Source organism: Pseudomonas sp. MIL9 (assembly GCF_016887925.1).
Lineage (GTDB): Bacteria > Pseudomonadota > Gammaproteobacteria > Pseudomonadales > Pseudomonadaceae > Aquipseudomonas > Aquipseudomonas mohnii.
Genome location: NZ_JAFEHE010000031.1, coordinates 15767 through 30335, shown reverse-complemented (window position 1 = coordinate 30335; position 14569 = coordinate 15767). Strand labels below are relative to the sequence as shown.

11 protein-coding genes are annotated in these 14569 nt (G+C 61.4%); 6 read left to right on the top strand and 5 right to left on the bottom strand.

Features of this window, described 5'->3' with window-relative positions; all coding sequences use genetic code 11:
- Nucleotides 1-25: 25 nt before the first annotated feature.
- On the bottom strand, nt 26-2743 hold the full coding sequence (gene mgtA, locus JQF37_RS27895) for a magnesium-translocating P-type ATPase (protein ID WP_130209278.1): 2718 nt from the start codon (nt 2741-2743) through the stop codon (nt 26-28).
- Between the two features lie 568 nt (nt 2744-3311).
- The gene (locus tag JQF37_RS27890) at nt 3312-3794 is read right to left on the bottom strand and encodes a sigma-70 family RNA polymerase sigma factor (RefSeq protein ID WP_130209280.1); all 483 of its coding nucleotides are present in this window, start codon (nt 3792-3794) and stop codon (nt 3312-3314) included.
- Between the two features lie 690 nt (nt 3795-4484).
- Between JQF37_RS27890 and JQF37_RS27885 the strand changes: the two genes are divergently transcribed.
- On the top strand, nt 4485-6947 hold the full coding sequence (locus tag JQF37_RS27885; RefSeq protein WP_130209282.1) for a TonB-dependent siderophore receptor: 2463 nt from the start codon (nt 4485-4487) through the stop codon (nt 6945-6947).
- A 96-nt stretch (nt 6948-7043) separates the two neighbouring features.
- Here JQF37_RS27885 and JQF37_RS27880 read toward each other — a convergent pair whose 3' ends face one another.
- Entirely contained in the window at nt 7044-8219 is a 1176-nt protein-coding gene (locus tag JQF37_RS27880; protein ID WP_130209284.1) for an MFS transporter, read from the bottom strand.
- Between the two features lie 174 nt (nt 8220-8393).
- Here JQF37_RS27880 and JQF37_RS27875 point away from each other — a divergent pair, with 174 nt between their 5' ends.
- Together JQF37_RS27875 and JQF37_RS27870 are read left to right on the top strand one after the other, a co-directional pair.
- Nucleotides 8394-10220: a glycoside hydrolase family 15 protein gene (locus JQF37_RS27875; RefSeq protein ID WP_130209286.1), complete on the top strand. Its 1827-nt coding sequence runs from the start codon at nt 8394-8396 to the stop codon at nt 10218-10220.
- Between the two features lie 193 nt (nt 10221-10413).
- Nucleotides 10414-10809, top strand: a complete 396-nt coding sequence (locus JQF37_RS27870; protein WP_130209288.1) for a hypothetical protein — start codon at nt 10414-10416, stop codon at nt 10807-10809.
- A 29-nt stretch (nt 10810-10838) separates the two neighbouring features.
- Here the strand turns inward: JQF37_RS27870 and JQF37_RS27865 are convergent, their stop codons facing one another.
- Nucleotides 10839-11822 (bottom strand): GlxA family transcriptional regulator, encoded by a 984-nt coding sequence (locus tag JQF37_RS27865; protein ID WP_130209290.1) that lies wholly within the window; start codon nt 11820-11822, stop codon nt 10839-10841.
- Nucleotides 11823-11912: 90 nt separating this feature from the next.
- On the opposite strand from JQF37_RS27865, the gene inhA reads away from it, so the two are divergent.
- The gene (gene inhA, locus JQF37_RS27860; RefSeq protein WP_047527351.1) at nt 11913-12599 is read left to right on the top strand and encodes an isonitrile hydratase; all 687 of its coding nucleotides are present in this window, start codon (nt 11913-11915) and stop codon (nt 12597-12599) included.
- A gap of 334 nt (nt 12600-12933) precedes the next feature.
- On the opposite strand, the gene JQF37_RS27855 is transcribed toward inhA, so the two are convergent.
- Nucleotides 12934-13416 (bottom strand): SRPBCC family protein, encoded by a 483-nt coding sequence (locus JQF37_RS27855; RefSeq protein ID WP_130209292.1) that lies wholly within the window; start codon nt 13414-13416, stop codon nt 12934-12936.
- A gap of 202 nt (nt 13417-13618) precedes the next feature.
- Between JQF37_RS27855 and JQF37_RS27850 the strand changes: the two genes are divergently transcribed.
- On the top strand, nt 13619-14017 hold the full coding sequence (locus JQF37_RS27850) for a GFA family protein (protein WP_130209294.1): 399 nt from the start codon (nt 13619-13621) through the stop codon (nt 14015-14017).
- A 64-nt stretch (nt 14018-14081) separates the two neighbouring features.
- On the top strand, nt 14082-14483 hold the full coding sequence (locus tag JQF37_RS27845) for a lysozyme inhibitor LprI family protein (RefSeq protein ID WP_130209296.1): 402 nt from the start codon (nt 14082-14084) through the stop codon (nt 14481-14483).
- Nucleotides 14484-14569 lie beyond the last annotated feature (86 nt).

Below are 14569 nucleotides of genomic sequence, written 5' to 3'. Positions count from 1 at the left end.
TGCCCGGCGCCTGCGATTGACAGCCTTATTGCCAGCCGAATCGCCGGATGTAGAACCCCTTCACGGCCTGGGTCAGGCCCATGTACGCCAGCAGAATCAACGGCAGGAATACAAAGTACAGCGAGGGCAGTGCCTGCAGTTTGAAGTAGTGCGCCAACGGTCCCATTGGCAGGAAAATCCCCACGGCCATGATGAGGGCGGTCATCACCATCAGCGGCATCGCCGCGCGGCTTTGCAGGAATGGCACTTTCGGCGTGCGGATCATGTGCACGATCAGCGTCTGGGTCAGCAGACCGACCACGAACCAGCCTGACTGGAACAGGGTTTGATGGTCCGGGGTGTTCGCGTCGAACACGTACCACATCAACGCGAAGGTGGTGATGTCGAAGATCGAGCTGATCGGCCCGAAAAACAGCATGAACCGCCCGACGTCGGCGGGTTGCCAGCGCTGTGGTTTTTTCAGCATGTCCGCATCGACGTTATCGAACGGAATGGCAATCTGCGAGATGTCGTAGAGCAGGTTCTGCACCAGCAGGTGCATCGGCAACATCGGCAGGAACGGAATGAACGCACTGGCCACCAGCACCGAGAACACGTTGCCGAAGTTCGAACTGGCGGTCATCTTGATGTACTTGAGCATGTTGGCGAAGGTCCGCCGACCTTCCAGTACGCCCTCCTCCAGCACCATCAGGCTCTTTTCCAGGAGGATGATGTCCGCCGCCTCCTTGGCGATGTCCACGGCACTGTCCACCGAAATCCCGATGTCGGCGGTGCGCAGGGCCGGCGCATCGTTGATGCCGTCGCCCATGAAGCCGACCACATGGCCATTGCCCTTGAGCAAACGGACGATGCGCTCCTTGTGCGATGGCGTGAGTTTGGCGAACACATTGGTGTGCTCCACCGCCACCGCCAGTTCCGCGTCGCTCATGCGTTCGACGTCATTGCCCATGAGCAGGCCTTGTTGCTCCAGGCCGACTTCACGGCAGATCTTCGCGGTGACCAGTTCGTTGTCGCCGGTCAGCACTTTCACCGCCACACCGTGGGCGGCCAGCGCCTTGAGCGCGGGCGCGGTACTTTCTTTCGGCGGGTCGAGGAAGGCGACGTAGCCGATCAGCGTCAGGTCCCGTTCATCCGCCAGGCTGTAGGCGTCACGCCCTTCAACCATCGGCCGCGCGGCCACGGCAACCACCCGCAGCCCTTCAGCGTTGAAGGTCGCGGTCACTTGGCGAATCCGCGCCAGCAGTTCCTCGCTCAGCGCTTCGTCAATCTCGCCATGACGCACCCGCGAGCAGACCGCCAGCACCTCTTCGACCGCCCCTTTACAGATCAGCAAGTGTGGCTGGTCACGCTCGGCCACCACCACCGACATGCGCCGGCGATTGAAATCGAACGGGATCTCGTCAACCTTGCGAAACGCCGTGCCGACTTTCAGTTCACGGTGGATTTCCACGTGTTCAAGCACCGCCACATCCAGCAGATTTTTCAGGCCGGTCTGGTAGTAGCTGTTCAGGTAAGCCATTTCCAGCACATCGTCGGAGTCGTTGCCCCAGACATCGACATTGCGCGCCAGGAAGATTTTGTCCTGGGTCAGGGTGCCGGTCTTGTCGGTGCACAGCACGTCCATGGCACCGAAGTTCTGGATGGCGTCGAGGCGTTTGACGATGACTTTCTTGCGCGACAGGAACACCGCGCCCTTGGCCAGGGTCGAGGTGACGATCATCGGCAGCATTTCCGGGGTCAGGCCCACGGCAATCGACAGTGCGAACAACAGCGCTTCGGTCCAGTCGCCCTTGGTGAAGCCATTGATGAACAACACCAGCGGCGCCATCACGAACATGAAGCGGATCAGCAGCCAGCTGACTTTGTTGACCCCGGTCTGGAACGAGGTCGGTGCCCGGTCGGTGGCGCCGACCCGCTGCGCCAGTGCGCCGAAATAAGTGCTGTTGCCCGTGGTCAGGATCACCGCCATGGCCGTGCCCGACACCACGTTGGTGCCCATGAACAAAATGTTGTCCAGGTCCAGCGGGTTGCAGGTGTCGTTGTCCTGTTGGCGCGGAAATTTTTCCACCGGCATCGATTCACCGGTCATGGCCGCCTGGCTGACGAACAAGTCCTTGGCGCTCAGCACCCGGCAATCGGCGGGAATCATGTCACCCGCCGAGAGCACGATCAGATCGCCTGGCACCAGTTGCTTGATCGGCAGCTCAATGCGCTGGGCTCCGTGGTCTTCCAGATCCCGCCGCAGCACAGTGGCGGTGTTGCTCACCATGGCCTTGAGGGCGTCGGCGGCCTGGTTGGATTTGGTTTCCTGCCAGAAGCGCAGCAGGGTCGAGAGCACCACCATCGAGAAAATCACGGTGGCGGCCTTCATGTCTTCGGTCAGCCAGGAGATTACCGCCAGCAGGGTCAGCAGCAGGTTGAACGGGTTTTTGTAGCAGTGCCACAGGTGAACCCACCATGGCAGCGGTTGTTCGTGCTCGACTTCGTTGAGGCCGACCTGCTCACGCACGGCTTCGGCTTCGAGTTCGCTCAGGCCGTCGGTGTGGCTGCCGAGGGTCTCCAGCAAGTGGCCGGTGTCGCTGATCGCGGCATTGACCAGGGTTTGTGCCAGGGTGGGCGGGACCTCACGGCTGACCTTGGTGTCGGTGAAGTTTTCCAGCAGTGCCAGGCGACGGAAGTGCCGGGCAATGTGGCGGGTGCGCAGGAATCCGGCAAAGAATTCCTTGAGCAGGGTCAGGTTCATGGCAGTTCCCCCAGGGTCGGCCAGGAAACCGTCGAGCAGGCGTGTCGATGCGCCGCGATGACGACACAAAGTCGAACATCACGCACGGTTCAGCGTCGATGAGAGGACGTCGGGAATCCAGCCTGGGCCGGCCGGAATCGGGATGCCGCTGCTCGCTTTACGGCGAGACAACGGCATAAAAAAGCTGCGCGTTATCTTGCCGGGAAGGTGCCGGTTATCGAAACCGGCCGACTACTGTCACTCGAACAAGTACCCACTGTGGGTCTCCGCTATTGATGAAAACGCGCGAAGCTTACGCCCCGGTTTTTGGAGAGTAAACCTGTTACAGAATCTTGCAGGGGGAATCGCGGGGTTCTTCAGGAAGGGTTCAGTTTTCAAGCGTTGCAGTGCTTTTGAGGGCCCTATCGCGAGCAAGCTCGCTCCCACAATGGCCCCTCCATGTAGGCGCGAGCGTGCTCGCGATGGCGGCGTAACAGCCAGCGGAAATGTGAGCTGGCAGCCCCCGGCGCCCCCTGTTGCGCAGCGGCTGCAAGGCTGTTTTTTATGAAAAGGACGGGCAACGGGCCGATCAATGCGCATCCCATTGCCGCATGCGCACCCGGCAGTGCTTCATCGCATTGACGATGTGCTTTTCGACCATGGCCTTGGAAATACCCAGGTGCTCGGCGATCTGCGGGTGGGTCAGACCTTCGATCTTGCGCAGCAGGAAACTCTCGCGGCACAGCTGTGGCAGTTCGGCCAATGCGCGCTGGAGCATGTCGATGCGTTGGTCATGGTCGAGGCTGTTGAGGGGCGATGGACTGACATAGCGCTCTTCGCTGTCCAGCACCTCCAGCGATTCAACCTGGCGCAAGGCATTGCGCCGATGATCATCGATCACCAGGTTCAGCGCGGTGCGATAGAGAAACGCCCGCGGCTGCTTGATCGGCGTGTCACTGGAGCGTTCCAGGACACGCAGGTAAGCGTCATGCACCACATCTTCGGCCACCTGACGGTTGCCGAGCTTGGCGTTCAGGAAACACACCAGCTCCCGATAGTAGTTTTCCAACATGACTCCCGTCCGCACGGGTGCGGTTTCTGTCCTTGGGCGACTTGATCGGACACTGAATCAGGCAGTGGCACGATAGTGGCAATTTGAGGTGCGTAATTTATAGTAATTCTCATGTAGATTTAAAGTAATGCTTTGCCCTGCTCGGAAATAGTCGTGGACCCACGCACCGCTTTCTGTAGGCACGAGCCTGTTCGCGAAAAACGTCAACGATTACGCGAGACAACCTGGCGATACGCGGCGCCCAGACGTCCATCGCGAGCAGGCTCGCTCCTACAGGTTGTTTTTCGCCCCCCGCTCCGCCGTTTTCTGTAGGCACGAGTCTGCTCGCGAAAAACGTCAACGATTACGCGAGACAACCTGACGATACGCGGCGCCCAGACGTCCATCGCGAGCAGGCTCGCTCCTACAGGTTGTTTTTCACCCCCCCGCTCCGCCGTTTTCTGTAGGAGCGAGCCTGCTCGCGAAAAACGTCAACGATTACGCGAGACAACCTGGCGATACGCGGCGCCCAGACGTCCATCGCGAGCAGGCTCGCTCCTACAGGTTGTTTTTCACCCCACCTGAACCTAAAAACCTCGGCCATTCATCATTCTGAAATTTCTTTTCCGGTTTCGCGCCCACGCCTCGTCTTAATAATAATTCCCATTAACAAAAACTCCGCACGACATTTTTCAGGAGCACAGGCAAGTAATGCGATCCCTTTCACGCCGCACACCTCTCGCGCTGGCCGTTCAGCGCCCGACCCTGCATCGAACCCTGCTGACCGGCATTCTGCTGACCGCCACCCTGCTGGGGAGCTCGATGGCCAATGCGCAACCGGTAAAAGTCAGTATTGCCGTGCAACCACTGTCCAGCGCCCTGACGGAACTGGGCCTGCAGACCAACCTGCAGATCCTGTACAGCCCCGACCAAGTGGCCGGTATCAAGTCCCGTGCGGTGTCCGGGTCGCTGGAGCCTTCCGCGGCATTGGCGGAAATGCTCAAGGGCAGCGGCATTTCGTTCCAGATCAATGGCAACAGCGTCACGCTGACGTCCGGCGGCGCCTCCAGCCTGCAACTGGGCGCGACCACCATTTCCGGCCAGGCCCTGGGACTGGTCACCGAAGACACCGGTTCCTACACCACCGGCGCGACCACCACCGCCACCAAGCTGCCGCTGACCATTCGCGAAACCCCACAGACGGTCACCGTGATCACCCGCCAGCAAATGGACGATCAGGGTGCAAAGAGCGTCGGTGATGTGCTGCGCAACACCCCCGGGGTCTCGGCGCAGAAGTACGACAGTGACCGTACCGAGTTCTCCGCCCGTGGCTTTGCCATCACCAATTTCCAGTACGACGGCGTCAACATCCCTTACGACGGCGTCTACGGTGAAAACCCGAACAACAGCGACGACGCCGCCAGCCTGGATCGGGTCGAAGTCATCAAGGGCTCGACCGGTCTGATGACCGGCGCGGGCGACCCGTCGGCCACCGTCAACCTGGTGCGCAAGAAGCCGACCAAGGATTTCAAGGCGTCGATCAGTGCCACCGCCGGTTCCTGGGACAACTATCGGACCGAAGGCGACATCTCCGGCTCGCTGACCGACTCCGGCAACGTGCGTGGTCGCTTCGTCGGTGCCTATCAGGACAAGGATTCGTACATCGACCACTACAGCCAGAAAAAAGACCTGTTCTACGGCATCCTCGAAGCCGACCTGAGCGACGACACCCTGCTGACCTTCGGCGTCGACAAATCCAGCGCCACCCCGCGCGGCAGTTCCTGGACCGGCAACGCGGTGTACTTCGCCGATGGCGGCCGCACCGACTTCCCGCGCAGTTTCAACCCGGGTGCCGACTGGAGCCGTCGGGATTTCGACAGCACCACCTACTTTGCCTCCCTGGAACAGGCACTGGCCAACGACTGGAAACTCAAGCTCAGCCTCGACCAGAAAACCACCGATCACGACACCCGCCTGGCGTCGGCCAGCGGTGGCAGCCCGGACCGCGCCACCGGTGAAGGCATGTTCCTTTATTGGGGTCGCTGGGAAGGTCATCGGGTGCAGAACACCGCTGACGTGAACGTCACCGGCCCATTCACATTGGGCGGTCGCGAGCATGAACTGGTGGCGGGTTTCATGACCTCCCACTCCCGTCAGACCGGTGCGACCTACGACACCAGCGCCTTCGAACTGGTGCCGGGGAGCATCTATGACTGGAACGGCGACCTGGCGTACCAGGACTTCCCGAAAAACGGCAAGTACGAGCGCACCCAGAGCCAGAACGGCATTTACCTGGCCACCCGCCTGCGCCCGACCGACGACCTGTCGTTCATCCTCGGCGGCCGCCTGAGCACGTTCAAATACAACGAAGATTACCGCTACAACGCCGACGCCGGTCAGGCCGACACCCACGCCAGCTATAAGGAGCACGGGGTCGTCACACCTTATGCCGGTGTGGTCTACGACCTCAACGACACCTACTCGGTCTATGCCAGCTACACCAACATCTACCAGCCACAAATCTACAAGGACGCCAGCGGCAAGACCCTGGACCCGGTGGAAGGCGACAGCTACGAAACCGGTCTGAAAGCGGCCTACCTCGAAGGCCGGCTCAACGCCAGCCTGGCCCTGTTCCGCATCGAGCAGGACAACATCGCCCAATACGTCACCACCGACACGAACACCGGCCAGGACATCTACAAACCGACCTCCCACGCGACCACCAAGGGTGTCGAACTGGAACTGGCCGGCGAACTGGCCGAAGGCTGGAACGTCTCGGCCGGCTACACCTACGCCCGTACCCGCGACAAGGACGAACAACGCATCTACGGCTTCCCGCTGGCCACCACCAAACCGGAACACGTCGTGCGCACCTTCACCACCTATCGCCTGCCCGGCGTCCTGGACCCGATCACGGTCGGCGGCGGCATCAGTTGGCAGAGCGCGTTCTACGGCCAGAGCTCCAGCCCCACCGAAGGCGCCACTTCCCTCAAACAAGGCGGCTACACCCTGGTGGACCTGATGACCCGCTATCAGTACGACGACCACCTGAGCTTCACCGTCAACGCCAACAACGTGTTCGACAAGCGCTACCTGACAGGCCTGGGCAACTTCGGCACCACGTTCGACGGCGAACCGCGCAACCTGCAACTGACCGCGAAGTACAACTTCTGAGCGGGTGAACCGAAATGAAAAATGCCCGCATTGTGAGGTGCGGGCATTTTTTGTCGTCTGCGATGCCGCCATCGCGAGCAAGCTCACACGGGTGAATCACCCTTTCAAATGACGATGGCTTTGCACCGCCGAACCGAGCACAACCGCCCCCGCCGCAATCGCCACCCAGAACCCGCTTCGCGCCCCGAACGCATCCACCAGCCACCCCGAACTGGCGGCGCCGATTGCCACGCCGATGCTCAACCCGGTGACCAGCCAGGTCAGGCCTTCGGTGAGTTTGGCCGGTGGCACGATTTGCTCCACCAGGGCCATGGCGACGATCAGCGTCGGCGCAAAAAACAGCCCGGCGACGAACACCGCCAGCGACAGCCCGAGGATGTTCACCGCCAGCAGCAGCGGCAAGGTGGTCACCGCCGTCGCCACTCCGCCGTACAGGAACAGGCGCGGCAGCGGCACGTTCGAACGCAATGCGCCGAACGCCAGCCCGGCCAGGCACGAACCAATGGCATACACCGATAACACGACGCTCGCCGCCGCCGGTTGCCCCTGTTGCTGGGCGAAGGCCACGCTGACCACGTCCACCACGCCGACGATGGTGCCCACGGCGACCATCAACAGCATCAGCAACTGAATGTCCCTTGAGCGGATGATCGACCCCTGGTGATGTTCTTCATGGGGATGCAGCGCGGGCTCGGTGTCGCGTTGCAACACAAACGCGGTCACGCCGATCGCCAGCATCAGTGCCGCTGCCAAGGGCCCGGCCTCGGGGAACGCCACCACGCACAGCCCCACCGACAAGGGCGGCCCGACAATGAAGCAGACTTCGTCCAGCACCGATTCCAGGGCATAGGCCGTTTGCAGTTGCGGCTGACCGCGATAGACCTCGGTCCAGCGCGCCCGCACCATGGCCGACATGCTCGGCATGCAACCGGCCAGCGCGGCGAACACGAACAGCGTCCAGTGCGGTGCCTGCAAGCGGGTGCAGAGCAACACCATCAACAGCGCCCCGCCCCCGACCAGCGCCGACACCGGCAGGATCCGCCGCTGGCCAAAACGGTCCACCAGCCGCGACACCTGCGGCGCACAAAACGCCGTGGCCAGGGCAAATGTCGCCGCCACCGCCCCGGCCAACCCATAGCCGCCCTGCAACTGCGAGAGCATGGTGATCAGACCGATGCCGGTCATGGAAATCGGCATGCGCGCGATCATCCCGGCCAGCACGAACGCGCGGCTGCCAGGAGCGTTGAACAGTTCGCGGTAGGGGTTCGCCATGGGGTCCGGCCTCGATAGGGGCCTGCAAGTTGCCACAACGGCGGATTGAGGGGGAAGCGGCAATTTGTTGGTTGAATGTGAAGGCCCCAGACACCCTGCCCTCCCATCGAATGAACTCCGGGGCGTTCGTGCCAGTCAGTTGCATAGGAGCTCAACTCCCGGAGTTTCACGGTTATGCCTGATCATCACCCGGAACGACAAAGCCCCATCGACGCCCACGGCATCATCGGTGACATGCGCAGCGCCGCGCTGGTCAACGACAAGGGCAGCGTGGATTTTTTCTGCTGGCCGGAGTTCGACAGTCCGTCGATTTTCTGCTCGCTGCTGGACACCCCCGAGGCCGGCGTTTTCCAGCTGTCCCCGGATTTGCCCGATGCGCGTCGCGAGCAGATTTACCTGCCAGACACCAACGTGCTGCAAACCCGTTGGCTCAGTGACCGCGCTGTTGTTGAAATCACCGATCTGCTGCCCATCGGCGACACCGAAGATGATTTGCCGATGCTGATGCGTCGGGTGCGGGTGGTCAGTGGCCGGGCGACGTTTCGCCTGCGCTGCGCCGTACGCCATGACTACGCCCGCGCCAATACCCTCGCCCGGCTGGACGGCAAGGACGTGATTTTCAGCGCCGCCGATCAACCGTCACTGCGGCTGTCCACGGACCAACTGCTAAGGATCGACGGCAACGCGGCGGTCACCGTATTCACCCTCGAACAGGATCAGACCGCCGAGTTTCTGCTCGGCGCCATTGACGATCCGCGCTTCAGGGAAGGCGCCGCCGATCTGTGTCTGGAGCGCACCCTGAAGTTCTGGCGCGACTGGATCAGGCAGTCCAGCTATCGCGGGCGCTGGCGGGAAATGGTCAATCGCTCGGCGCTGGCAATGAAGCTGCTGACCTCGCGCAAACACGGCGCCATCCTCGCCGCCGCGACCTTCGGCCTGCCGGAAAGTGTTGGCGGCGAACGCAACTGGGACTATCGCTACACCTGGATCCGTGACGCCTCGTTCACCGTTTACGCCTTCATGCGCCTGGGTTTCGTCGACGAGGCCAACGCCTACATGCGCTGGTTGCGCGGGCGGGTCAGTGACTGTCGGGGCCACGCGATGAAACTCAATATCCTGTATGGCATCGACGGCCGTCAGGAACTGCCGGAAATCGAACTCACACACCTGTCCGGCCATGGTGGTGCAACCCCGGTGCGCATCGGCAATCTGGCGTATGCGCAGGTGCAACTGGATATCTTCGGCGAGCTGATGGATGCGGTGTACCTGGTCAACAAGTACGGCGAAGCCATTTCCCACGAAGGCTGGAAGCACACGGTAGAAGTGGTCGACCAGGTCTGCGAAACCTGGCAGCAGGAAGATGTCGGCATCTGGGAAATGCGCGGCGAGCAGCATCATTTCCTGCATTCGCGCCTGATGTGCTGGGTGGCGCTGGACCGGGCGATCCGCCTCGCCTCGAAACGCTCCCTGCCCGCCCCGTTCGCCCGTTGGGACCAGACCCGGCAGGCCATCTATTCCGATATCTGGGAAAATTTCTGGCACGAGGAACGCGGGCATTTCGTCCAGCACATCGGCGGCACCGCCCTCGACGGCTCGATGCTGCTGATGCCATTGGTGCGTTTCGTCAGCGCCAAGGACCCACGCTGGCTGGCCACCCTCGATGCCATCGAAAAGAACCTGGTGCGCGACGGCATGGTTTATCGCTATCACAATGACGACAACCCCATCGACGGCCTGCCCGGCATCGAAGGCGCGTTCGCCGCGTGCTCGTTCTGGTACGTCGAATGCCTGGCCCGGGCCGGCCGCGTGGATAAGGCCCATCTGGAATTCGAACAGCTGCTGCGCTACGCCAACCCGCTGGGGTTATACGCGGAAGAATTCGACAGCCAGGCGCGGCACATGGGCAACACGCCGCAAGCGCTGACGCACCTGGCGTTGATCAGCGCGGCGTGTTTTCTGGATCGGAAATTGAGTGGGGAGAAGAGTATGTGGCAGCCTTGAAGCCAGCGCCAGTCACCTGTGGCGAACAGGCTTTTGTGGTGAGGGAGCTCCACTGAACCCCAGGTGGATGTCCTACATTTTTTAAACAACACATGCGGAAATACTCTGTTGCCAGCCGTTACAACCCCACCTAACATCCTCGATCAACGGGCACAGCGGAGCTGTCCAGCCACCCCGAATTCAAGGAACCGGAATGACCCAACGCATCCATCGCAGCATCGACTCGCCCTTGCGCTCGGGCCTGACCCGCGACGAACTGTGGGAGGCCCACGACAGGGGCCTGATCAAATGCTGGGAGATCGGCCGCCAGCGTGCCGTCCGCTTCCCTGACCTCGCGCAACGGTGCCTGGCCGGTGAACTTCCGGTGCTGGGCTGGAAAGGGGGGGTCAGCCGCAGCCTGAAAAAACTCGAAAAATACGGTTCCCTCAAATACCTCGCCCAATGGCAGGGCTTGCGTGGCGAGGATCTGGATGTGGATTTGAGTGAGGAGCGGGCACTGACCTGTTCACGCACGCGGATGGTGGTGACGTTTACACCGGATCGGGCGAAGTACTTCAATCAGGTGACGGAAGCCGAGGCGGCTGAATAGAAGCGCCGCGCAGGGCGCCACCGTCAGGGTCAAGGCAGCACCGGATCTGTTCCGGCGTTGACGGAAAACCGCTCACGATAGGCCTGTGGTGTCACGCCCATGGCGCGCAGAAAGCTGCGACGCAGGGTTTCCTCGCTGCCGAACCCGCATTGCACGGCGACCCGTTTGATCGGCACGCCGGTGTCGCTGAGCAGCCGCCGCGCGGTCTCGACGCGGATCTGTTCGATGGCCCGGGCCGGGGTCTGGCCGGTGTCGGCGCGGTAGTGGCGCACGAAGCTGCGCTCGCTCATGCCGGCCTGCTGGGCCAGGGTCGGAATGCCGAGGTCCTTGGTCAGGTTTTCGCTGATCCAGGCGTGAAGCTCGTCGAACCGGTTGCCTTCTTTTTGCAAGGACAGGGTCACGCTGAATTGCGACTGACCGCCGGGCCGCTTGAGGAACACCACCAGTTGCCGGGCCACTTCCAGGGCCATGCCACGGCCGAGGTCTTGCTCGACCATGGCCAGCGCCAGGTCGATGCCGGCGGTGACCCCGGCCGAAGTCCAGACCGGACCGTCGTTGATGAAAATCGGATTGGGTTCGACCTGCAATTGCGGATGCTGCTGCGCCAGCTGCTCGCAACGGGTCCAGTGGGTCACCACACGCCGCCCATCGAGCCAGCCACTGGCCGCAAGCAAAAACGCCCCGGTGCACACCGATGAAACCCGCCGACACCCCGCTGCATGCTCGCGCACCCACGCCACCAGCGGCAGGTCTTCAGCCGCCGCATAAACGCCCCAGCCGCCAGCGATGATCAAGGTGTCGCTGCCCTGCTCCGGCAACGGTTCGGCCATCAAGGCCAACCCCGCCGACGACATCACCGCCCCGCCGCCGCTGGCGATCACCGTCGGCGCATAGGGCGGCGGCAAACCTTGCTGACGGGCGATGTCGTTGGCAGAAGCGAAGACCTGCAACGGCCCGGTGACGTCCAGCAATTGCACATTGGTGAAGGCGAGCACATGAATGGTCTTGGGCATGATTGGCGTAATTCGTGGGGTAATTGGCGTATTCGCCAAATCCTACGAGCCTACAGTGAAGCCGTCCACCCACTTCATGAGAAATACACCATGACCCTGCAGATCGGTTTTCTGTTGTTTCCACAGGTTCAGCAACTCGACCTGACCGGCCCTTACGACGTGCTGGCCTCGCTGCCGGATGTGAAGGTGCATTTGATCTGGAAGGACCTGATGCCGATCACCGCCAGCACCGGTCTGATGTTGAAACCGACCGTCACCTTTGACGACTGCCCCGCGCTGGATGTGATCTGCATTCCGGGCGGCAGTGGCGTCGGGCCATTGATGGAGGATGAGCAGACCCTGGATTTCATCAGGACCCAGGCTGCCAACGCGCGGTATGTCACCTCGGTCTGCACCGGTTCGCTGGTGCTCGGCGCGGCGGGCCTGCTCAAGGGCAAGCGTGCGACCACCCACTGGGCCTATCACGAACTGTTGGCACCGCTGGGGGCGATTGCGGTGAAAGACCGGGTGGTGCGCGACGGCAATTTGCTGACCGGTGGCGGGATCACCGCCGGCATCGATTTCGCCCTGACCCTGGCGGCGGAACTGTTCGATAAGGACACCGCCGAACTGGTGCAATTGCAGCTCGAATACGCCCCGGCGCCGCCGTTCGCCGCAGGTAGCCCGGAAACGGCGCCCGCCAGCGTATTGGAAGAAGCCCGCAAACGCGCTGCCGGTTCATTGAAGCTGCGCGCGGAAATCACCGAACGTGCTGCGGCGAAACTGGATCGACGCTGATAGAAACGGCTGCGGGAGCCGGGCTCCCGCAGCCAATACTTTTTTTGCGCCCATAAAAAAACCCGCCGAAGCGGGTTCTTCCCAGACCATTACGACTCCCTGTCGTGAGCATTCCATGCAGGCCGATCATCCATGATCCTGAGCGCTCCCTGTGCTTCAGTGGATGGGGCCAGAATACGCATGGGATCCAATCTGCGATAGAGGACATATCTACTAACACTTGTAGGACATTCGCTATAGCCACCCTTCCAAAATCCCTGAGATACGTCGGAAATTGAGCACGGAGGTCGCGAGTGACGCGACCGGCGGCTGACTTGCAGCTATGCGGGTGCGATCACTCCACCTGGCGTTCATGGGCCTTGGCGATAAGAAACTGCTCGATGTTGCTCATTTGCTCATCCCAACCACGGCTGTCCATACGGAATGCCTTGAGGCGGCGATGCTGGGGAATGTGATCGAAACCCGACTCGGACACCTTCAGCAGCGTGCCTTTGTCCATGTCTTCGAGCTCGAATTTCACCAGCGTGGTGGGTTCCTGGGAGTAATCGAAACCCGGCTCTACGGCGTACGGATGCCAGCGAAACGAAAACAGTCGCTCCGGCTCGACCCTTTCGACCAACACATTCCACAACACATGTTCATACCCCGGGTACGTCACCTGCCCCTGGGTCCACTCGCCGGCGACAAAACGCCTTCCGTCCAGCGCCACGCCAAACCATTTCCCGAACTCCTCGGCATGGGCTATCACGCGCCAGACCTGTGAACGCGGCGCCTTGAGCAGGATCTTCCTTTCGATGCGATCTGATGCTGGGTTCATAAGTCACCTCCTGTACTGGACAACAGTAGGCCTGTAAGACCACTTGTCCAACCCTAAAGTTGTGTGGCGATCAACGTTGCCCGAAGTATTCGGCTGTATTCGGGGCGATAAGTTCTGCTTTGAAGGTGGCGGTTGGCGTTGATCGAAACTGCTAACGTTGCCCGCCACAACGCAGCATTCAGCCATGTCACCGGGAGGCACCATGAACAAACTGCACGGCAGCTGCCTATGCAAAGCCATCCAATACGAAGTCGACAGCCTCGACATGCCCATCAGCCACTGTCACTGCCATACCTGCCGCAAGGCGCACGCCGCGGCCTTTGCGTCGACTGCCGGCGTGATGCGCGAGCATTTTCGCTGGATCAAGGGCCAGGATCGGCTGAGCAGCCATGAGTCCTCGCCGGGCAAGTGGCGGCATTTCTGTTCGGTCTGCGGTTCGCATCTGATGGCGGAACGTTTGGCCCAGCCCCACGTCATCGTTCGTGTCGCCACACTGGATGACGATCCGAAAATGACGCCTCAGGCGCATATCTGGACATCCCACGACGTGCCCTGGCTTGCCTGTGAGGCGGTGAAAAAACACCCTGAATGGCAGGCGTAGAGGGCTGGAGATTGCACTGCGCTAAACTGCACCGCTCTTTTCCCTGTCACAGCGAGCTTCTGACATGCATCCACGCTTTCTCCTGGCGCTGGCACCCTTGATGTTGACCCCCATGGCCCATGCCGTGGACTGCGACAACGCCTCCGACCAGGCGACGATGAACCAGTGCGCGTCGCAACAGCACGCCGCGGCTGACAAGGAGCTGAATGCGCTCTACCAGCAAATCACCGCTCGACTGAAGGCCAATCCCGACAGCAAGAAACTGTGGGTGGGCGCACAGCGTTCGTGGATTGCGTTTCGGGATGCCGAGTGCAAGTTTTCGGCGTCGGGGGTGGAAGGCGGGAGTGTCTATCCGCTGGTCTACGGCAATTGCATCACGCAGCTGACCAAGGCGCGGGTCGAGACGTTCAAGACGTATCTGAAGTGTCAGGAAGGGGATTTGGGGTGTCCGGTGCCGGGGATTTGATTCTGGCTATTTTTGCCGTGTTTGTGGGGGCCCCATCGCGAGCAAGCTCGCTCCCACAGGGTTCAGCGGCGTACACAAATTTGTGA